This is a genomic window from Rhizobium sp. X9 (assembly GCF_018873185.1).
GTDB lineage: Bacteria > Pseudomonadota > Alphaproteobacteria > Rhizobiales > Rhizobiaceae > Agrobacterium > Agrobacterium oryzihabitans.
Genome location: NZ_CP071312.1, coordinates 1,829,339 through 1,848,650 on the forward strand (window position 1 = coordinate 1,829,339; position 19,312 = coordinate 1,848,650).

Below are 19,312 nucleotides of genomic sequence, written 5' to 3' on the forward strand. Positions count from 1 at the left end.
TGGTTAGGTCGGCGGCCGGGTAAGCCTCATGATGGTCGCTGACGATGGGCAGATGGAGGAAAGCTGGCGGGTCGCCAGCACGGCTGCGGGAACGCTGTCTCGCAGGACTTCAGAAAATCCGACGCGCGTGAAGAACGGTGCTGCGCTCGTCGTGGCAAGGAAGACGTCGCCGGCTTGATCGAGACCCGCCACCGCCCGCTCGACCAAAACGCTCCCCAGTCCTTGCCCCCGATGATCGGGAAGCACGACGACCGAACGGAGGAGAAAATCGTCGCCGCAGCGCTCGACACCGAGGAAACCGATAGCCCGGCCATCCGATGACAGCGCCCTGTAGAAGGTGCGGCCGTGATCCTCGATGTCGTCAGTTGGCAGATGTGCTTCCGTCAAGGCTGCCTTGAGGCCAGCGTCGTTGCCTTCAATTTGCTCCAACCTGATCGCGCTCATGACAGCTTCGCCTCCGGGGCGCAGCAGGGCGTCAGCTCGGCGATGAGCGGAGCGCAAAGCTCCGTCGATCCGCCGCAGCAGTCCTTCAGGAGGAATAGGGTCAATTCCCTCAGGCCGTTAAGGTCCGCCCGGTAGATGATCGACCGGCTCTGCCGCTCGCTCGTCACCAAGCCTGCCCGCGAAAGCGTTGCGAGATGCGCCGACATGGTGTTTTGCGGTACGTCGATGAGGCGGGCGAGCTCACCGGCCGGGATGCCGTCGGGTTCGTGCCGGACAAGAAGGCGGAAGGTCTCCAGTCGCGTGGTCTGTGCCAAGGCGCCGAGCGCCGCAATTGCTGTGTTGTTATCCATATATCCAGATTATCGGATATATTGAGATTGTCAATCGCGGGCGGAGATTAACGTCGTGTACCCTTCTCGGACATGGCGACCACAAAGTCGCCAAGGGAGCTGATCCCCCATGCAAAGCGAATAGTCTCACGCATCGTCTTTTCCTTCCAGGTTCGGCGTCGGTCGAACATAGAAGTCGATGCGGTGCGTCTCTCTCCGGTCCTTGCTTTCAAATCGAAATAAAAGCCATCGGTTTTGCCATCTGGCTGTTTTCGATTTGAAAGCAATATTCGGAGGGCGCACGTCTGTTCGGCAGTCGTATTGTTGTCGGCAATAGTGCCGATGGAGTTGCAAATGGCCGATCCAGACATCTTCGATCCGCAGGGTCTCGGCCGCCGGCAGCAATTGGCGGCGGCACGCCGCCAGCGAGAGAGTCAGCGGTTGGCGCTGCTCGGGCAACTCGTCGATGCATAACGCGGATCAGACGAACTGAAGCGCTGGATCAGCGCCTACAACAGCCCAGCGGATGAAAAGTCGCGTCCCGCGTTGAGGCGAATGGTCGAGTGGGCCGCGTCGCAGCTAGATGATCTCGAGCGCATTCTGAACCCAGAGAGGATCGAGCAGACCTTGCTGGAGCGCGAGCTGTTTCCGGACGTTGATCCCCTCGACGATCCAAAGGGCGACCCGTCGCGCTATCGCATCTGGGGGCACTCTACAGCGCTGAGACACATCAACGCAGTCTGAAGAGGCGGACGTCGAATGGCAACGGAGGGAAGAACCATGGTAACCTTACTGCAAAGCCTGCATTCCATCACCACGCAACGCGGTGACGGCCTGCGTGCGGAATTGCTCGGGATATTCACGCCGCCACCGACTTGGTCTGGGGTCGAGCAAATGAGGAAAGCGATCACCTGTGAGGAGATCGACGGCGCACCCGGTGACAAGATGAAACCGGATATTCTGTCTGCAGAAATCGTCAGGATGCCGCTGAGAAAGCGCAGCTAGGCGCGCTAAGCGGGCGTGCTCAACGGTGTCTATTGTACTACGTGTACTACGGCCGGTGTGTCGGTAGGGGGTGCCATGAAAAAACCGAGAGCATTTCCTGCACGAAAGAGCAGAGGGCCTGAGACACAGCCGACCGATACGAAGGCATCGCCGATATCATCGTTCACTGTTTCTGTGGGCGGCGCGTCGACACTCTCCGGCCAAAACAATGGTGGCCGATCATTGCTGCCCCTAAGGAGAACCGCAGTCATGACTGGCTTGCCGCGCCGTTCAGGAGCAGCTCCACGCACACCTTTCACGGATGGCGATTTCGTCATCGTCGAGGCAGGGCGCTGGCGAGGGCATGAGTGTTTGTCCGACTAGCGTGCATGCCCTCGCCATCCAGGGTGCCTGATAGTTGTGCCGTCTTTGATCTGAAACAGTTCAGCAAACCCCGCGAAAGAAGATGTTTTCAAGCAGTCATTCTCTTTCGAAGGACATGGCGTCCGCCTTGATCGCTTCCATGACCTTTTCGAGCTCTCCCGCCAAATCGGCATGGTATCGCAGGAGATAGTCCACAACGGCGTCATTTCTTAGCAGGCGGGAAACGTAACCTTTGGCAACGACGAGGACGAGCATCGTGTCGCCAAGCGTATCCTGAACGGTTCGATAGTCGTGATAGAGCCTTTCCATCTCCCGCTCCATGCGGGCAATGTCTTCCGCAGAGGCCTCTATCGGCTTAGGCTTCTTCGGCTCCAGAAGAAGATCAGGGCGTGTCGCCGAGAGGATCATAGTGGCATAGGTGATTGTAAAGCGATTTGCCGCGATCATCATTTCGGCGGCTTCGATCTGCCTCATTGGCTTCATCTTGCGCAGGATAGGGAACACGCCGCGCGCCGCCAGCCTGTCCTTTAGCAATTCCACCACCTCGGGCGCGATACCGTCCAGCATGCGCTGGCGTTCGCGGATACGCTCCACATTGACGCTCAGGGCTTTGGCTATGCGTTCCGCAGGAACCTTTTTGGCTATTGCCTGCATGATCATGCGGTGCTCCTGCACAGCACTCAGCCGATTGACCTGCCGGTTGAACGTGAAGCCTTCGTCGTCTTTCGAAAGAAGACAAACGGCATGCGTGGCGCCAAGAACCTTCAGGCATTCGAGCCGCACATGGCCGTCGAGAAGAATGTATTTTCTGCCCCCATCTTTCCCGCCCTTTTCGGGAAACACCGCCAGCGGCTCTATGATGCCAACTTCCTGTATCGACGCGAGAATCGTCTTGAACTTTGAGGAGTACCGCAGACTGGGTGACAATGTGCGCGTCGGCAGAATGTCGTTTACAAGCACCGTAATGGTATGCTGTTCGAAGGTGGAGCGGCTCATCAGTTTTTCCCTCCGGAAAGACGATCGGCGAGCGGCTTGGGCATATCGACGATCCCCTCCGCTCGCAACAGCGTCCGAAAATGCTCCTCCGAATGCAGCTTGCGCATGGCGGAGACGACAAAGAGCAACCGCTGCTCCGCTACATCCGCTTTCTGGATGGCGAGGCGCTGGCGCCGAACTTCCTCCTGGAAGGTCTGCGCGAGTCTTGCTGCCGTCATGGGCTTCTCGTTGCGCTGAATCACCTTTTGGTATTTTTGACCGAACGCCTTGCGTTTATCGATCAGCCGCCGGACTTTCAGAAGCTGGTCCCCCTTTAGAGTTCCAGTTTCGTAGGCTTCCATCATAGCGATCTGGACGTCGGCCTCGCTGGATCGAGCGATTTCGACGGCCAGGGAAAGCGGCAGCCATCCTTTTTCAACGGCGGTTATGAGGCGCTCTTCTCCTGCTCGCAGCAACTGGAGGATTCCCTGGATGTAGCTCGGATCCAGCCCGGTTTTCTGGCCTATCTGCACATTGGTGTATCCCCGGTCTGAAAGCACCTGAACGGCGTTCAGGAGATCCTGGCTGGAGTGCTGCCGGCGGGCCAGGTTTTCGACGAGACTCATCAGATAGCGGTCCGTTTCAGGAGCAGCTATAATCATCGCTGGAATATGGGTCTCGCCGAGCGCCTTGAAGGCCTCTATCCGGCCTTGGCCGCATATGAGCTCGTATCGCTGCCCCTGTTCATCCATGCCGGCTTCCGCAACCGTGATCGGGCGTTTCAGTCCCACAGTGGCGATACTTTCGACGACGCCGGCGAAGGTTTTCTTGCTTCTCGCCCGGGGATTGAGAATGCGTATTCTATCAATGGGAATGGAAACGATCTGCTGCGCGTGGCCAGCATGATGCTCTGTCGGACGTGTTGCCATCAGATGATATCCTTGATCCTGGTGCGCTTGACGAGGTGGTACAGGGCGTCGAGGGTGTCGAACCGGTAAACGTCAAGTTCGCTGGCGTTGTTTTCGAAGAGGCGTAGCTTCTCGCCGGAACAGTCGAGCGTAGGCAGGATGTAGAAATCCTTGATACAGGCTTCCTCCGGTTCCATTCTTGCGGCGATGGTAATGTCCGCACAGAGGCTGGTATCGAAGCGAATGAACCACCGCTTTCGGCCGGCTGTGCTAATGTGGCAGCGGCTCAAGACCAGCGACGCGCGGATTTCCTCGTTCACGATGAACATGGAGCTGGCGCCATCATTTCTGACCCTCGCGCCTGTTTCGTGCACTCGCGAGATGACGCTCGTTATTATGTCGGGATACTGTTGGCGGAGACGGCGATTGATATCGACATAGCGATAGTCGCGATCCGGCTGATATCCGATGAGTTTATACGTCCGTAGCAGGCTGCCGAAACGGCTTTGATAGGCGCCGGCGGAGGGACAACTATCCGCCTCATCGATGATCAGCCCGGAGAGGTAGCCGTGGCGCTGCAGTACGCGTTGCAGCGCGTTCAACATCTCCTCGTTGTCGGGCCGGTGCGACCTGGTAGCGATAATTTTCTGCGCCGCATTGAAAAGCTTCGGATCAATGATTGATTCGAACACGCCATCGGCCCTGACCCAAAGTGCAGGATCGTTTTGCACGCGCTTGGTCTTGAGCTTGAAAGATCGCCGGTTCCAGACGTTGTTGCCAATGTATTTTTCGTTGGTGAGAACCTGGCGAACGGTACTGCGCGTCCAGGGGCGTTCGAGGTCGGTGTGAATTCCTTCCCAGTTCAGGCGGTTTGCGATCTGCTGTTCGGTCAAGCCGCGTTCGATGAAGTCCGCATAGATGCGCCTGACAACGGTGATCTCTTCAGGTGGTCCTGGTACGAGAACCACTCGGTCCGTCTGGATACTCTTGTGTTCGAGGCGACGAAGCTGGAACTTCGCATTGCCGGAGTCATCCACGAGAAGCCGGCGCAAACCAAATCCTGCCGGTCCCCCTTGCCGGAAACCTTTTTTGATAAGGGTCGTTTGCCCCATATGCACTTTCGTTGAAAGTACCCGGCTATAGTCGCTCGCAGAACTGTTCGATACGAGAAGCTGGATTTTCGAACCGATGTCGCCACCGTTCTGAAACCGCTCTCCGCAGAACTCCACGCGGACGCCGGCTTTCTTGCAATGGTGCATATAATAGATGCCTTCATCGAGGTCCTGGAAGCGACCCCAGCGGCTCACGTCGTAGACGAGGATCAGTTCGTAATCGGCGTTGCCGCTTTCCACATCGGAAATCATCTTCCTGATGCCCGGCCTACCTTCAAATGTAAGGCCACTGATGCCCTCGTCGGAATATGTGCGCACGATCTCGATATTGTTTTTCGCAGCATAGTCCTGAATCGCGCCTGCCTGATTCTCAGTGGAATAGCGCTGATGCTCGGTCGACATCCGAAGATACTGGGCTGCGCGTATCGGAGCGCTTGCCGAAACGGCGGATGTATTATCGATCAGTCCAATCATGCACGCCCCTGAAGCAACACGATCAGGTCCATGCGGATGTTTGTAACTACCGGTCACCTAATCTTTCGACGTCTTCAACTTATGGGAGCCGTTTGGAAGGATGTTGCAGAAAAACGGAAATAATATCCGGGATGGAAAAGGTCGCCGGACACGCTTCAACTATCCTGAAGTCATCAGTGTTGCGTTGAAGCAGGAAAGTATGGGAAGGCCGGACTTTGCGATCGCTGTGGGGAATTGGACGGGCGCGTCGGACAGAACGGTGCTGAACTGGTTGAATGGCTTGACTGGCCCAAATGGAGCCTACCTCATCCAGCTTTTGCGTCGGTCCGACGAAGTTTTGAAAACCGTGCTGGCGCTTGCGCAAAGACAGGAAATACTATCGGCATATTATGATCAGGAGAAGCTGCAGGCCGCGGACAGGGCGAAAGATGATGTTTCTGCTCGACCGGTGTCAGCTACGCATTCTGTGCAGGATGTCCCTAATCGTGACCCCAATGACCCTCATAGTGTCCCTGATCCATATTCCGAGCAGGGAATGCGGCAGCGATGGTTTCTTCGCCAGCTTGAGGCTCAGAAGAACGCCCGTGCCGTGCACATCGCCGAGTTTTTCGGGGTATCTTTAAAGACCGGCAAGCGTGATATCGCCGCCCTGAGGGAGCGCGGGGCTATTATCTATCGCGGGAATAAACGGCGAGGTCGCTATACGCTTTTAACGTGAATGGCGCGGATTAGGTAGACTTCTGAAGGCTCCCTTTGCCGCCCTGTCCGCTGGCGTCGCCACGGCCTCTAGTTCTCGCAAATCGATGCCCAAGACCTCCGTCAGAAGCCGTCTGGGGCGGAAATAATTTTCCGTTTTTGCCCAGGCAGTTTTTGTTTCGAGGCTGCCGATTGTAGTAAAACGCCTCCATCAGAGCTTCTCGACGCTGCCATCGCTGACTGAGGTTGGATGGGGTATGATGACCTCTAGTTGATATTGTTCGAAGAATCGAAGCAAACTGTCTTAAGCTCAGAAGTTGGAGCCATGGTAGGGATAGATGGCGGAACCATTGCGGAAGAAGACGGGAGGTGTCGGTTATACGCGTCCCCCCGAGATCGAAAGTCAGATCGATGAGCTGTCGGCCCTCGTCGAAGAAGAGCGCATCCGGCGTATCTCGATCCTAGATAAAAAAGATCAAGACTATGTTCGCTCGGAGTGCCTGCTGCATTTTCTTCGCAAGCGTAAGGGAAATTCGCCTCGGAACTACGAGAGAATTTGGAAGATCCTGATCCTGCGTGTCAAGCAGGCACTGCCCGGCGGTTGGCGACGCGAGACTGGCCCCCTCGTGGCGATGGAAGAACGGGCGGCGTCCGCAGCGCTTGGCAGGTTCGTAGAGATACTGGCGCAAGACTACAACGGCTACGACGGGCGCCTCGACTTCTTTGAGGTGAAGTTCGCGGCCGCGCTGGCGGCTCTCCGCCGAACGGCGTTGTCCAAAGAATCCAAGGAGAGCGGGCGCGAAACGACACTCCCCGACGATCCCGACGCTATCGACAAGATTCAGACGTCGGAACCTGGCTTTAACCCGCTCAACTCCGAAAAATATTCAGACCCAATGTACCGAATTCGCATGCGGACTGCGATTAATGCTCTGCCGGACGACCAGCGTCAGGTGCTGATCCTTGATTGGGCGGGGGTGCCGTTCACGTCGAACGACCCGGCCGTCACCACGATAGGCAGCATTGTCGGTTGCGGGGAGCAGGCCGCGCGGCAGAAGCGTGACCGGGCCCACAAGGCTGTGAGGATCGCGCTGGAGGGAGATGATCAATGAATAATTCCAACGCAACACCGAATGACGAGGAAGTCATGTTGGCCTTTTCGGTCGAGCCCGACCATGGCCCCGATACTATCCAGCGCTACCTCGAGAATTATCCCCATCTCGCGAGCGAATTGCTCAACTTGGCCTTGGATTTGCGAATGCCTTCAGAGGAAGAGCCCGTGACGTTGCAAGATCTTGATTCGTCGGAGATTCAGCGGGCTTGGGGCCAATTCAACAGGATGATTTCCGCCGAACGACCGGAGCTCACCGCAGGGCAGGTCAAGCAAGTCGAAGCTTCTCTTGTCTCAACACAGATGCGGGAGATCGGGCTACCCTTATCGGTGCTGAGTGCTATCAAGTCGGGCCTTGTGGAGCTTGAAGGCTTTCCCGGACGATGGATAACGAAGATCGCGGCTACCGGTGGGTATGCTACGGAAATGCTGCGTTCCTATCTCACTATGCCTCCATCCCTTTCGTCGGCGAGGAGTTTCAAGAGCGAGGTCAAGCCGCAGGTAGGCGGAAAGGTAACTTTTCGATCTCTGATCGAGAATTCCACGCTCACTGAAGCCGAGAAGGCCAAGATATTGCGGGAGGACTGACGGATGGATGGCGTCGAGATCGGACGGCGCCGGGCAGCGGCGCTATTCCAGAAAGCGGAGAGCGCCGGTGTTGACCCGTGGCAGCCTTACCTAGTGGCCATCTTCGCTGCGAAGGCCGAGGGTGTCACGGTTGAGAAGGTAGCGAAGGGGCATCCGTCGCTGGCCGGCGCTCGAGCGACCTATGATCCGGATTTCCGATTCATCCTGCACGAAGACACTGGTTCACCGTTTTCAGACGCATTCCTGATCGGGCACGAGTTGGGCCACGTGCTCCTTGGCGACGACAAGGTTGCCGATAGCGCGCTGACCGTTGACGAGGAGCGCTCCACTGACGCGGCTCCGGTGGGCGTGGACCGCATTCAGGATTATGGTCGAAATCAGCGCCGCGAAATCCAGATGGATCTGTTTGCCCGCGAGCTGCTGCTGCCCAGGTCTCGCGCGAAATCTCTCCATATCGAGGGGAACCTGACAGCGACACAGATCGCCGGCAAGCTGGGTGCTTCTTTCGGCGTTGTCGCCCAGCAGATGCTCGATGCTCTGCTGTTGCCCGAATTTGAAGAGCGACCAATAGCGGAGGTTACCATCCGCGCCCTCACTAAAGAACAGCGTGCCGCCGCCCACCACTCCGGAAGTCCGTATCTTCTCGAGGCGGGTCCGGGAACTGGAAAGACGCAGACCTTGGTCGGTCGGATCAACTGGTTGCTGGAGCAGGGAGCCGATCCGCGCGAGATATTGGTCCTCACCTTTTCCAACAAAGCTGCCGGAGAATTGGTGGAGCGCATCAGCGCAACGAATCCGGATGCGGCTACCGCGATGTGGTGCGGCACTTTCCATGCCTTTGGTCTCGACATCATCAAGCGGTTTGCCGATGAGATAGACATGCCGCCGGTGCCGACAATGATCGACCGGGCAGACGGCATAGCGATGATCGAAAAAGAATTACCCGGTCTTAGGCTGGTTCACTACCGTAACTTGTGGGATCCGACTCGGGACATCAACGACATCCTCCAGGCGATTTCGCGTGCGAAAGACGAGGTAGCCTCGCCGGACGATTGCCGTCGGCTTGGTGAGGTCATGAAGGCGACGGCCGAGGGCTTCCATGATCGCACAGCGGTAGAGACCGCTGAGAAGGTGCTCGAGGTCGCCAAGGTCTACAAGCGTTATGAGGAACTCAAGGCCCCGAGGAAATTGCTCGACTTCGGCGACTTGGTGTCGCTTCCTGTCACAGTGCTCGAGCGCTATCCCGGGATCAGGGAAGCTCTAGCATCCAAATACAAGCATGTGCTTGTGGATGAATACCAGGACGTTAACCGCAGCAGCGTCCGCCTCCTCAAGGCCATCGTCGGAACGGGTCAAAATCTCTGGGTCGTGGGTGACATCAAGCAGTCGATCTACCGTTTCCGTGGCGCCTCGTCGGTTAACGTGGATCTGTTTGACAAGGTGGACTTCCCTACCGCCAAGGTGGGACGACTGACCGTGAACTATCGTTCCCGTGAAGAGATCGTCGAGGCTTTCTCCGATTTTGCGGGTGGAATGAAGGCCGCCGCCGGTAGACCGTCTAGGCTTACCGCGGATCGCGGGGCGTGTGGTCACCGTCCCGAGTTCCGGAAGACCGGTACAGATAAGGACGAGATAGCGGTATTGGTGGAGGCTATCCACGAGATGAGATCACTTGGCCACGATTTTCGTGATCAAGCGGTTCTCTGTACGGGCAATGACAAGCTGGCGCGGTTTGGCGCTGGGCTCGAAAGTCTAGGTGTGCCGGTGCTATATCTCGGCAGCGTGTTCGAGCGCCCCGAGATCAAGGACCTGCTGTCCATGCTGGCCATGGTCACTGACAGTAAGGCTCTAGGGTTGGCACGTGTTGCGACCATGAAGCCGTTCACCATGTCGATGGCTGACCTCGCTTCCATCGTCGCAGAGTTGCGTAGAGACAAGGAAAACGACTGGAAAACGCTGAACCTTCCGATCCCCGATCTTTCACCAGAAGGCCAGCAAGCGCTTGTACATTTGCGGACAGTACTGGAAGGTTTCGACAGGCAGTCGCGCCCATGGGACGTCCTTGCTCAAGTACTTCTCGATCGGACCGTCATAGCAGGCGAAATCGGCCGCTCGAAGGAGATCTCGCATCGCGCCGCCGGCATTGCCATCTGGCAGTTCATGAATTTCATCCGGAGCGCACCTGGGACAGCGTCCCCGATCCTGGACATGCTCGATCGCATTCGTCGCCTAGTCTCCATCGCGGATGATCGCGATCTCAGGCAGTTGCCGCCATCGTCCCAAGGTCTGAATGCTGTACGGCTTATGACGGTTCACGGTAGCAAAGGCCTCGAGTTCCCGGTTGTGCACCTACCTGGCTTGACTGCAGCTAGTCTGCCCAGGTCGGCCAGCCAGATCCAAGGAATTGCGCCCCCGGATGGGCTCGTCGAAAGTCACGGACAAAGCGGCATTGAAGTTCGTGCTAAGGCCCACGAGGACGAGCAGGAATGCCTGTTCTATGTGGCGACCTCTCGCGCACGGGATCGTCTGATTTGCTATTCGCAGTCGCGTTCCGTGGATGATAAGACGATGAACCACTCGCCGTTCATCGACCGTATAGTTCCTGCGCCGCGTATGGTAACGCCTACCTTGAAGGTGCCTCCGGCACCGGAAGACATGCCAATCAGTATCGTCTTCGAGGGCAAGCCTTCGTTTACCGGACAGCAGATCCTGCAATACGAGAAATGTCCTCGGCGCTTTTTCTACAGTTACCTGCTTAAAGTCGGCGGAAGGCAGACCGAAACTGCCTTCATGCGTATGCACAAGGCCATAAGACACGTAACCGATTGGATGGTTGCGCAAGATCCCGACATTGTCGAATTGGCGGAAATCGAACGCCGCCTGCAACTCGCTTTCGATACGGAGGGGTTCGATGCTGCCGATCGCGTCGAGTATGCGGAGATAGCACGCTCGCTTACGCGATCGCTCCACGAAAACCGGATCGGCCAGATAAGGAAACCCGTTCCCCGTCTCCAATTCGATACGGGCTATGGTGTGATCGAGGTGTTGCCGGACGAAGCGTTCTTGCGGGATGGGGTGAGCATCGTTCGTACGATCCGGACGGGTCATGCGAACTCCAAGAGCATGGAGGATTGGTCTGCTGCCGCGTTCGTATTGGCTGCGAGACAGCATCCTGATCGACCGCGTGCCGATCTGGTTTTCCTCGGTGACGGCACATTCGACCCGGTGGAACTCACACCTAGAAAGCTTGAAGGCAGGAGAGTGAAGATTACCGGCGCGCTCCAAAGCATTGCTGCTGGTGCGTTCGAGACGGATCCAACCCCAGGCGTTGCCCTAGCTGCCCAGCATTTTTCTTCTGCGGTCCGGTTCCCGACGGCATTCTGACAAAAAAAGTGAACACGACCCTACCGGATTTCTCGGCACGCTCCGATTAGCCCTTCAGAAGCCCTCGGGTAGTCCGGGGGCACTGGAGAATGACAATGAGCGTCAAGTCCGGTCCTGCCACGCAGGAAATTGAGGATGTCGGCATCGCCATCCGTGAGGGACGCCCCCTCAACCCCGCCAACAACTATCGCATTCAGTTCGCCAATGGCGATCTTGAATTCAAACCGGTCACGGTGCCCGATCCCATCCCGCTGGGCCGTCAGATTCTGGCTGCCGGTGGCGTTAAGCCGAAGGCCGGGGTGAGCCTTTTCGCGATCCTCGCCTCGGGTGATTTCGAGGACGTCCGTCTGGACGAGCCCTTCGATCTTCGCGGACACGGCGCGGAACGCTTTATCGCTTTCGCCACCGACCGCGACTACAAGGCTACCGTTAACGGTGCCCAAATCGAATGGGGCAAGCGCATTATCAGCGGCGCTGTCCTCTACGCCCTCGCGGAACCCGGTGCTGACGAAGCTGTTTTCCTTGAGGTACCGGGTGGCACCGACCGGTTGATCGAGCCCGAAGATCTCGTCGACCTCGACGAGCTTGGCATCGAGCACTTCATTACTGCTCCCAAGCCGCGTTCTCAGATTGAGATCATCGTCAATGCCCGCCCACGCATTGTCGACGGGCCGGACGTGACTTTCGAGCAGATCGTGCAACTGGCCTTTCCGGGTGCCCCGGAAGCCAACGTAGTGTTCTCCATGACTTATCGCCATGCGAAGTCCAAGCCCCATCAAGGTGAGCTGGGCATCGGCGGTGTCGTAACGGTCAAGAAAGGGACAATATTCAATGTCACCCGCACCGTTCAGTCTTAACCCCGATCTCAAGCAGCTTCGCGACGAAGGCTATGTCGTGGAGCAGCGCGGGGGTTACCTGGTCATGCACCAGGTGCCCTACGTCAACGCTTCCCGCCAGGTGAAAATGGGCAAGTTGATCTCCAGCCTTACCATGGCTGGGGACCGGACCCATCGCCCCGACACGCACGTGATGTTTTTCGATGGTGAGTATCCGTGCCACGCCGATGGCCGCCCCATTTCCGCGATCATGCATCAGAGTGTGACGTCGGAATTGGGGCACGGTCTAACATCACGTCACGCCTTTTCCAGCAAGCCGGCCGAAGGGTACTCGGACTACCATAAGAAGATGACCGCGTACGCGAACATCCTCGCCGGCCCTGCAGCGGTTCTGCAGCCGGGCCTGAGCCCGCGGGTTTTCCAGGTTCCCGAAGATCAGGCGGTCTCGCCATTCCACTATACCGAGACCGCCTCAGATCGTGCCGGTATCGGTGCCCTCACCGAACGCCTGGAAGGCGAAAAGATAGGCATCATTGGGCTCGGCGGAACCGGGGGCTACATCCTGGATCAAACGGCAAAGACGCCCGTTGATCAGATTCACCTGTTCGATGGCGACACCTTCCTGCAGCATAACGCATTCCGTGCGCCTGGAGCACCTTCGATAGACCAATTGCGGGCGGCAGCGCCGAAGGTGGAATATTTCGCCTCGATCTACTCACATATGCATAGGGGGATCGTCCCTCATGTCGTCGACCTCGGCGCAAGCAACGTGTATTTGCTGGATGGCATCACCTTCGCCTTTCTCTCGATGGATGCAGGCGATGCAAAGCGAGCAGTGGTGGCTAAGCTCGAGGCGATGGGCGTCTCGTTCATCGACGTCGGGATGGGCCTCGAACTGGTTGATGGCTCGCTCGGTGGCATTCTCCGCGTCACCGCCAGCACGCCTGCCAAGCGCGATCACGTTCACAATGGGCGTATCTCCTTCCATAGCGCGCCGGCCGATGCCGTCTATGCCACTAACATTCAGGTCGCCGACCTCAACATGCTCAATGCAGCCTTAGCTGTCATGAAGTGGAAGAAACTGCGCGGCTTTTACCGCGACCTAGAGAATGAACACCACAGCACGTTTACGACGGATGGCAACATGCTGCTCAACGAGGACCGGTCGTAATGTTCCATAGACGTCTCAAGCACCGCTTCAACTCTCTCATTCCGGACAAGTTGGAGCCCGGAATACTCTACATTTCGATGGAATACGCGACGGCGGCCCATAGCTGCTGCTGCGGGTGCGGCGAAGAGGTTGTCACGCCGTTCACTCCGACTGACTGGCACATGGACTTCGACGGAGAAACTATTTCGCTCAGCCCTTCCGTTGGTAGCTGGACCTTGCGGTGTCGATCACACTACATCATAAGGCGCGGTAACGTCATCGAAGCCGGCGCGTGGAGCGATGAACAAATCGAGGCAGAACGTCGTCGTGACCGTGGCTCGAAGCAGAGATACTACGGTCAGGTCAATACCGCGCCGCCCGCCACTTCTTCTGCGCCACCCAAGGTTCCAGGAAAGAGGAAGGGCTTCATTGATCGCTTTAAGGACTGGCTCGGTCTTTGAGCGGTGTGATGCAGAGTGCATCTCCAACTCAGCCGCATCATCCGGCATCGACGGTGCGGCTGCCCACTTGCTGCTGGGTATGTTATATGGGCGGAAATAGTTGTCGCCAATGCGGGAGCTATCTAGGTGAATTTACAAGTCTCCGTGCAGTCAGGCCCCCGCAACCAAATAGTACAGCATCCATTAAAAGCCGCCCCCAAGGGCGGCTTTTGTGTTTAAGAAATCATAAATTGTTGGAACGGCGGTGTTCTAGAATGGGGGTGATGGTTCCAAGGGCCGCTGCCCGGATACCGGTTGCTCTTTTCCAGTCGCTCTCTAGGGGGGAAGGGAACGAGTGTCAGGCTTTCCCCTTGCACGAAGCGGCCAGAGCGGAACCGGCTACGATTTCACTGCTTTACCGCCATTGCCTCCCGTACCGCCAGCTCTGCCATGACTAAGGCTGCGTCACGGGTTTTAGCTGCAGCGATAAACCGGCCATTGTGGCAGAAGGTTGCGCCTTCGACGCCGCAAGCGGTTTCAAGATCCTTATCGGTGAGACCAGCCCAGGTCGCCGGGAGATCTGCCCGCAGCTCAAAGCCTTCATCGGCGCGACGGATACCGGTCAGACACCAGTCGCTGTCACGTGGGTGAACGACAAACAGCAGATGGTCGGCGCTCGCTTTAACGATGGCGGGCCGAAACGGCATTCCCATCGGTAGCTCCAGAATATGCCCTTTACCGGCGTCAACGATAGCCCGGCTCACAAGCGCCTCTGCCCGCAATTTCGCGGCGCTTTTGGCTATTCTTGCCTCGACAAAGCTGCGGGCGATGGCCAGTGCTACGTGGAAACTGCGATCGTCCGCGTCGGGATCTGTCTCGTCAAAAACAGGTTTCAGAGTTTCCAGCAGGACAGGCAGCGTAAGCTCAACAAGCGGCCCGGCGCTGGAAGGACTGAACGCACCATTGTCGACCAAGTCGACCGGCAACACAAAGCTGGTATCGAAAGAGGCATGGACGTTTCCGATATGCTCTTCAGGAACGCCTAATGCGACAAGATAGTCGCGGCCAAAGTGCTTCCAGATCAGGCCGAACGAACTATAAGGCTGATCGTCATCCCGCAAGGGCGCGCCGCGCTGGTGGTGATCAAAGACGCCTCGTGCCTCATCATAAGCGCCGCCGACATCGTAGATGATGCGGTCAGCACCGGGCGTGATCCATTCAGGTGCCCTGCTGCGGATGAGGCGGGCCTGTGGGAAAACCCGGGTTAGCACAACGCTGGAGAGAAGTTCGTCGGCATGGAAGCCACCGGAGTGAGTGACGAGGAAGTCCGGGATCATGTCAGGATACGCCTTGTTGCTTGCGGAAGTTCCGCTTGAGACTGGGGCACCTGATACCCTTTGCTCGACGCCATCTCAACCCGTCAATCTGGCGGCAGCCTTCACAACGATCTCTGGTGAAAAATCGAGTGGCGATAAGGTCTACCAGACCGGCTCTCTCGGGGGAGGGGGCGGTAAATTGATTCGGCACAAGGAGCGATTCCGCTGCTTGGAAGGGCCTCGGCGAAACACGAGTAAACAACCCTCAATGGTCCCAACGAGAAATGGCTGCATCTCGATACTTTATGGCATGCTAGCACGAACACATTCCACAGCAGATGGGCTAAGCTTCCACCAATACACTTCGATTGAGTGGCGTGTTTTGGAGGCAGATCAGTGAGTATTTCCAGTATACCGGACCTGGAAGATCCCGATGAGGTGCCGCGATCCGTCGTTGGACTGACCATCGAGCTTGAGTCGATCCACGAAACGGAACCGCACCGGCACCGCAAGGCACAATTGCTTTACGTCATCAGCGGCGTCATCATAGTGGAGGCTTTGGGCGGCGTGTGGACCGTACCGCCTCATTGCGCGATCTGGATCCCGAGCGGCGTCGCGCATGTTGCCCGAGCGCCGGGACGGATCGTCATCGGCAGCCTCTACCTAGAACCGTCGCTTGCCGATCCTATTCGTTATGGATGCGGTATCCTGTTCGTGCAGCCTTTGCTGCGCGAGCTTCTGCTCCGGTTCCTTTCTGCGCCGCTGCTCTATCCACAAGGCGATACGCGCGAGGTGCGGCTTGTTTCGGTGCTGCTCGATGAGCTGCAGGGAGCGCCGCTCGAGCCGCTGCATCTGCCTATGCCCACAGACCGCCGTTTGCGGCGTCTCGCTGAGACCTTGGTCGATGACCCCGCCGTGCGGTTCACGATAGAGGAGTGGGGCGCGCGCGTTGGTGCCAGCAACCGCACGCTGACGCGGCTGTTCCTGAAGGAGACGGGCATGTCGTTCGTCCGCTGGCGGCAACAGCTGCATATTGGCCTGGCACTGCAGCGCCTTGCATCCGGGCAATCTGTCACCAACATCGCTTTCGACCTGGGTTACGAAAGTCCGAGTGCTTTCATCGCGATGTTCCGGCGGATGCTTGGCAGGACACCTGCGCGTTACTTCTCGGAGGCAGCAGTGGTCGATATCGATGGAGAGGCCCAGAGGATACCGCAGCGCGGCGGCGAGGCGGGCAGATCCGCGCATGCCGATACGTCCGCAAAAGCGGGCATCGTTGATTTTCAAACGGCTGCCAGACGACAAAACAAATCGCAATAACCGGGCCAGCCGGATACGGGCGCTTTCTTCGGCGCAAAGGGTCATTATTCCTTTCATTCAAGGAGCTTCCCATGAAGATTGATAGAAACAGGTTTCCGCTGGTTTTTATCCGTGAAACAGACACTCCAGGAGTGAATGCGCAAGCCGAGCTCACAGAACTCCTCAGTGAAGGTCGCCAGTTTGTTTTGATCTCTGAACAACACGACCATGACGAAATGCATGATTCACTCGAGGTGAGGAGGGCGCGCGCGCAGTTTTTCAAAGAAAACAAGGGACGTCTCCGCGAGTTATGTGCGGCAGCAATCCTGATAGAAGGAACGACAACGACACCAACGCCCATTCGGCTGGCGTTCCAAGGGTTAGGCAAGGCTTTGGGAGTGGATTTCCATTTCGTCAAGGACGAAGAGACCGCTGCGGCAGTCGGAAAAGATGCGTTGGCAAGGCGCAATGCGTGACGGGTAAAACGCTGGGGTTATTGCGCAACGACAAGCAGCTGGAAAGATTGCCGCCAGCATGTGAGTTGCCTTATCCATCGATGTCATGCATGCAGGTGAGCGACCGCGCAGCTTTTCGTCCTGATTCATCCACGACAGGGAGAGCCCGCATAAAAGGTGGATCACTAGGACATGTCGCTAAGCCTTCTCCTGGGTAATGCTTCGCTCAGAGCTGCGAGCTTCATCGTCACGATTTACGGCGATGTCGTCGAGCCGAGGGGCGGCGCGATCTGGGTCGGTAACCTGATCGAAACCTGCGCGGAAGTCGGCATCAGCGAGACTTTGGTGCGCACGGCAGTGTCAAGGCTGGTTTCCGCCGGTCAGTTGATCGGCGAGCGGCAGGGGCGTCGCAGCTATTACCGTCTTACCGAAGCAGCCCAGACTGATTTTGCGGCAGCCGCGCGTCTGCTTTTCGGCACTGCCGATCACCCCGTCTGGCGTTTCGTGTACCTCGGGGGACCTTCCTTCGAGGCCGATGCGCGGGCTTTGGAACAGGCTGGATACACAAGGCTTGGTTCCCGCCTGTCAATTGGAGCACGGCCGCTTCCGCCCCTGTCCGCCGGAGCCGTCACCTTCAATGCCGAGGTTGCCGGTGCCGCCTCCGGTCTCAAGGAACTGGCAGCTGAACATTGGGATCTGCCGAGCTACGACACGGCTTATCGCGAATTCCTTGAACGGTACGGTAAATTTTCCGAGGCGCTGGAAGGGGGAGCGACACTCAGCCCGATAGAGCATCTCGCCGCCCGTCTTCTTCTTGTCCATCAATACCGGATGATCGTCCTGCATGACCCGCGGCTTCCCGCCGCTGCGCTACCCGATGATTGGCCCCATGCCGAAGTACGGCGCCTTTTTGCCCGGCTCTATGTCCACCTGTCAAAAAAGGCGGACGACTTCATTGCGCGGAGATTTTTGACGGAGGACGGGCCTCTTCCGGCCGAAACGGCTGCCACCAGGCATCGAATAGACGGGCTCCTCGCCATCTTGTGAGTCCTGTTTTTTGCGAGCGCAAGCGTGCGAACAAAATCGCAGAATTTCTAATGTCACAAGAATTGGCAAAAATCGTATTGAACTGTGACATAAGGAATGGTATTAACTAACCGATCGGTCGGCTAATGGCCCGCCGGGCTGAGGAGGACGAGGAGGAATTCGTGCCTGAAGCATTTATCTGCGACGCTGTTCGCACTCCGATTGGACGATATGCGGGTCTGTTGGCCTCTGTACGTGCCGACGATCTTGCCGCTGTTCCGCTCGCGGCACTGATGGCGCGTAATCTGCAGGTTGACTGGTCGAAGGTCGATGACCTGATCTATGGATGCGCCAATCAGGCCGGCGAGGACAATCGCAATGTTGCACGCATGGCGGCTCTTCTGTCGGGCATGCCGGTCTCCGTTCCCGGCACTACCGTAAACCGCCTCTGTGGTTCCGGCATGGATGCCGTTGGTATGGCCGCCCGGGCAATTCGCGCCGGTGACTGCGATTTCGTCATTGCCGGTGGCACCGAAAGCATGAGCCGCGCTCCATTTGTCATGCCCAAGGCCGAGAGCGCCTTTTCGCGGGCCAATGCCGTATACGACACGACAATCGGATGGCGCTTTATCAATCCGAAGATGAAAAAGGCTTTTGGCGTCGATTCCATGCCCGAAACGGCTGACAATGTCGCCGCCGATTACGGGGTTAGCCGCGAGGATCAGGATGCTTTTGCTGCGCGCAGCCAGACGCGGTGGGCCGCAGCATACGAGGCCGGTGTCTTTGCCGATGAGATAGCCCCCGTTTCCGTGCCGCAGAAGAAGGGCGACCCGATCATCGTTGATCGTGACGAGCATCCGCGACCCGGAACGACGGCCGGGCAGCTGGCCAAACTCAAGGGGGTCAACGGACCGGATCTTTCGGTTACCGCCGGCAACGCTTCCGGTGTCAATGATGGCGCTGCCGCGCTGTTGATCGCGAGCGAGATGACAGCCAGGGCGCAGGGCCTGACGCCGAAGGCCCGCATCGTGGCTATGGCCGCCGCCGGCGTCGAGCCCCGCATTATGGGCATTGGCCCTGCGCCTGCCGCGCGCCGCGTGCTGGAACGTGCTAAACTGTCCATCGGCCAAATGGATGTCATCGAACTGAACGAGGCCTTTGCCTCGCAGGCGCTCGCCACGTTGCGTGACCTCGGTCTGCCCGACGATGCGGCGCATGTGAACCCGAATGGTGGCGCGATCGCCATGGGCCATCCGCTCGGTATGAGCGGCGCCCGCCTCGTCACCACCGCCGCCTACCAGCTTCATCGCCAGGGCGGCCGCTATGCGCTGTGTACGATGTGCATCGGTGTCGGCCAGGGCATCGCACTCATTCTCGAACGTGTCTGACGCGATAAAACAG

At 57.8% G+C, this 19,312-nt stretch carries 18 protein-coding genes; 12 read left to right on the plus strand and 6 right to left on the minus strand.

Features of this window, described 5'->3' with window-relative positions:
• Nucleotides 1–3: 3 nt before the first annotated feature.
• Nucleotides 4–444, minus strand: a complete 441-nt coding sequence (arsN2, locus tag JZY08_RS23355) for an arsenic resistance N-acetyltransferase ArsN2 (protein WP_035219771.1) — start codon at nucleotides 442–444, stop codon at nucleotides 4–6.
• Complete coding sequence (locus JZY08_RS23360; RefSeq protein WP_035219769.1) at nucleotides 441–794, minus strand: helix-turn-helix transcriptional regulator; 354 nt, start codon at nucleotides 792–794, stop codon at nucleotides 441–443. Before JZY08_RS23360 ends, arsN2 begins: the two co-directional genes overlap by 4 nt.
• Nucleotides 795–1,553: 759 nt before the next feature.
• Here JZY08_RS23360 and JZY08_RS23365 point away from each other — a divergent pair.
• A complete protein-coding gene (locus tag JZY08_RS23365; RefSeq protein WP_035219765.1) occupies nucleotides 1,554–1,778 on the plus strand; it encodes a hypothetical protein in 225 nt (74 codons plus the stop codon).
• A gap of 459 nt (nucleotides 1,779–2,237) precedes the next feature.
• Here the strand turns inward: JZY08_RS23365 and JZY08_RS23370 are convergent, their stop codons facing one another.
• The 3 genes from JZY08_RS23370 to JZY08_RS23380 are packed head-to-tail and all read right to left on the minus strand — an operon-like array spanning nucleotide 2,238 to nucleotide 5,610.
• Nucleotides 2,238–3,137 (minus strand): plasmid partitioning protein RepB C-terminal domain-containing protein, encoded by a 900-nt coding sequence (locus JZY08_RS23370; RefSeq protein WP_035219763.1) that lies wholly within the window; start codon nucleotides 3,135–3,137, stop codon nucleotides 2,238–2,240.
• A complete protein-coding gene (locus JZY08_RS23375) occupies nucleotides 3,137–4,045 on the minus strand; it encodes a plasmid partitioning protein RepB C-terminal domain-containing protein (protein WP_035219761.1) in 909 nt (302 codons plus the stop codon). The genes JZY08_RS23370 and JZY08_RS23375 overlap by 1 nt, the downstream gene beginning before the upstream one ends.
• Nucleotides 4,045–5,610: a recombinase family protein gene (locus JZY08_RS23380; RefSeq protein ID WP_051795980.1), complete on the minus strand. Its 1,566-nt coding sequence runs from the start codon at nucleotides 5,608–5,610 to the stop codon at nucleotides 4,045–4,047. Before JZY08_RS23380 ends, JZY08_RS23375 begins: the two co-directional genes overlap by 1 nt.
• 100 nt (nucleotides 5,611–5,710) lie before the next feature.
• On the opposite strand from JZY08_RS23380, the gene JZY08_RS23385 reads away from it, so the two are divergent.
• From JZY08_RS23385 to JZY08_RS23415, 7 genes are all read left to right on the plus strand, one after another.
• Nucleotides 5,711–6,328, plus strand: coding sequence for a hypothetical protein (locus tag JZY08_RS23385; RefSeq protein WP_051795976.1), 618 nt, complete (start codon nucleotides 5,711–5,713; stop codon nucleotides 6,326–6,328).
• Between the two features lie 316 nt (nucleotides 6,329–6,644).
• Complete coding sequence (locus tag JZY08_RS23390; protein ID WP_035219759.1) at nucleotides 6,645–7,418, plus strand: hypothetical protein; 774 nt, start codon at nucleotides 6,645–6,647, stop codon at nucleotides 7,416–7,418.
• Nucleotides 7,415–8,005 carry a hypothetical protein gene (locus tag JZY08_RS23395; protein WP_035219756.1) on the plus strand — a complete coding sequence of 197 codons (591 nt, stop codon included), beginning with the start codon at nucleotides 7,415–7,417 and terminating at the stop codon, nucleotides 8,003–8,005. The genes JZY08_RS23390 and JZY08_RS23395 overlap by 4 nt, the downstream gene beginning before the upstream one ends.
• 3 nt (nucleotides 8,006–8,008) lie before the next feature.
• A complete protein-coding gene (locus tag JZY08_RS23400) occupies nucleotides 8,009–11,389 on the plus strand; it encodes a UvrD-helicase domain-containing protein (RefSeq protein ID WP_253204101.1) in 3,381 nt (1,126 codons plus the stop codon).
• Between the two features lie 95 nt (nucleotides 11,390–11,484).
• A complete protein-coding gene (locus JZY08_RS23405; protein WP_035219755.1) occupies nucleotides 11,485–12,246 on the plus strand; it encodes a multiubiquitin domain-containing protein in 762 nt (253 codons plus the stop codon).
• Nucleotides 12,221–13,396, plus strand: a complete 1,176-nt coding sequence (locus JZY08_RS23410; RefSeq protein WP_035219753.1) for a ThiF family adenylyltransferase — start codon at nucleotides 12,221–12,223, stop codon at nucleotides 13,394–13,396. The genes JZY08_RS23405 and JZY08_RS23410 overlap by 26 nt, the downstream gene beginning before the upstream one ends.
• Nucleotides 13,396–13,836, plus strand: a complete 441-nt coding sequence (locus JZY08_RS23415; RefSeq protein WP_051795968.1) for a DUF6527 family protein — start codon at nucleotides 13,396–13,398, stop codon at nucleotides 13,834–13,836. The genes JZY08_RS23410 and JZY08_RS23415 overlap by 1 nt, the downstream gene beginning before the upstream one ends.
• A 386-nt stretch (nucleotides 13,837–14,222) precedes the next feature.
• Here JZY08_RS23415 and JZY08_RS23420 read toward each other — a convergent pair whose 3' ends face one another.
• The gene (locus JZY08_RS23420; protein WP_216331797.1) at nucleotides 14,223–15,152 is read right to left on the minus strand and encodes an MYG1 family protein; all 930 of its coding nucleotides are present in this window, start codon (nucleotides 15,150–15,152) and stop codon (nucleotides 14,223–14,225) included.
• 375 nt (nucleotides 15,153–15,527) lie between these two features.
• On the opposite strand from JZY08_RS23420, the gene JZY08_RS23425 reads away from it, so the two are divergent.
• The 4 genes from JZY08_RS23425 to pcaF all read left to right on the plus strand — a co-directional run bounded on the left by JZY08_RS23425 (nucleotide 15,528) and on the right by pcaF (nucleotide 19,299).
• Nucleotides 15,528–16,451: a helix-turn-helix domain-containing protein gene (locus tag JZY08_RS23425; protein ID WP_216331798.1), complete on the plus strand. Its 924-nt coding sequence runs from the start codon at nucleotides 15,528–15,530 to the stop codon at nucleotides 16,449–16,451.
• 71 nt (nucleotides 16,452–16,522) lie between these two features.
• Complete coding sequence (locus JZY08_RS23430) at nucleotides 16,523–16,906, plus strand: hypothetical protein (protein WP_216331799.1); 384 nt, start codon at nucleotides 16,523–16,525, stop codon at nucleotides 16,904–16,906.
• A 171-nt stretch (nucleotides 16,907–17,077) separates the two neighbouring features.
• Nucleotides 17,078–17,932: a PaaX family transcriptional regulator C-terminal domain-containing protein gene (locus JZY08_RS23435; protein ID WP_139009086.1), complete on the plus strand. Its 855-nt coding sequence runs from the start codon at nucleotides 17,078–17,080 to the stop codon at nucleotides 17,930–17,932.
• A gap of 161 nt (nucleotides 17,933–18,093) precedes the next feature.
• Nucleotides 18,094–19,299 carry a 3-oxoadipyl-CoA thiolase gene (pcaF, locus tag JZY08_RS23440; RefSeq protein WP_216331800.1) on the plus strand — a complete coding sequence of 402 codons (1,206 nt, stop codon included), beginning with the start codon at nucleotides 18,094–18,096 and terminating at the stop codon, nucleotides 19,297–19,299.
• Nucleotides 19,300–19,312: the final 13 nt, after the last annotated feature.

What these genes read in the sequence shown, in the direction of transcription:
- arsN2 (WP_035219771.1), bottom strand. Translation starts at nt 444, where the DNA reads ATGAGCGCGATCAGGTTGGAGCAAATTGAAGGCAACGACGCTGGCCTC.
- JZY08_RS23360 (WP_035219769.1), bottom strand. Translation starts at nt 794, where the DNA reads ATGGATAACAACACAGCAATTGCGGCGCTCGGCGCCTTGGCACAGACC.
- JZY08_RS23365 (WP_035219765.1), top strand. Translation starts at nt 1,554, where the DNA reads ATGGTAACCTTACTGCAAAGCCTGCATTCCATCACCACGCAACGCGGT.
- JZY08_RS23370 (WP_035219763.1), bottom strand. Translation starts at nt 3,137, where the DNA reads ATGAGCCGCTCCACCTTCGAACAGCATACCATTACGGTGCTTGTAAAC.
- JZY08_RS23375 (WP_035219761.1), bottom strand. Translation starts at nt 4,045, where the DNA reads ATGGCAACACGTCCGACAGAGCATCATGCTGGCCACGCGCAGCAGATC.
- JZY08_RS23380 (WP_051795980.1), bottom strand. Translation starts at nt 5,610, where the DNA reads ATGATTGGACTGATCGATAATACATCCGCCGTTTCGGCAAGCGCTCCG.
- JZY08_RS23385 (WP_051795976.1), top strand. Translation starts at nt 5,711, where the DNA reads ATGTTGCAGAAAAACGGAAATAATATCCGGGATGGAAAAGGTCGCCGG.
- JZY08_RS23390 (WP_035219759.1), top strand. Translation starts at nt 6,645, where the DNA reads ATGGCGGAACCATTGCGGAAGAAGACGGGAGGTGTCGGTTATACGCGT.
- JZY08_RS23395 (WP_035219756.1), top strand. Translation starts at nt 7,415, where the DNA reads ATGAATAATTCCAACGCAACACCGAATGACGAGGAAGTCATGTTGGCC.
- JZY08_RS23400 (WP_253204101.1), top strand. Translation starts at nt 8,009, where the DNA reads ATGGATGGCGTCGAGATCGGACGGCGCCGGGCAGCGGCGCTATTCCAG.
- JZY08_RS23405 (WP_035219755.1), top strand. Translation starts at nt 11,485, where the DNA reads ATGAGCGTCAAGTCCGGTCCTGCCACGCAGGAAATTGAGGATGTCGGC.
- JZY08_RS23410 (WP_035219753.1), top strand. Translation starts at nt 12,221, where the DNA reads ATGTCACCCGCACCGTTCAGTCTTAACCCCGATCTCAAGCAGCTTCGC.
- JZY08_RS23415 (WP_051795968.1), top strand. Translation starts at nt 13,396, where the DNA reads ATGTTCCATAGACGTCTCAAGCACCGCTTCAACTCTCTCATTCCGGAC.
- JZY08_RS23420 (WP_216331797.1), bottom strand. Translation starts at nt 15,152, where the DNA reads ATGATCCCGGACTTCCTCGTCACTCACTCCGGTGGCTTCCATGCCGAC.
- JZY08_RS23430 (WP_216331799.1), top strand. Translation starts at nt 16,523, where the DNA reads ATGAAGATTGATAGAAACAGGTTTCCGCTGGTTTTTATCCGTGAAACA.
- JZY08_RS23435 (WP_139009086.1), top strand. Translation starts at nt 17,078, where the DNA reads ATGTCGCTAAGCCTTCTCCTGGGTAATGCTTCGCTCAGAGCTGCGAGC.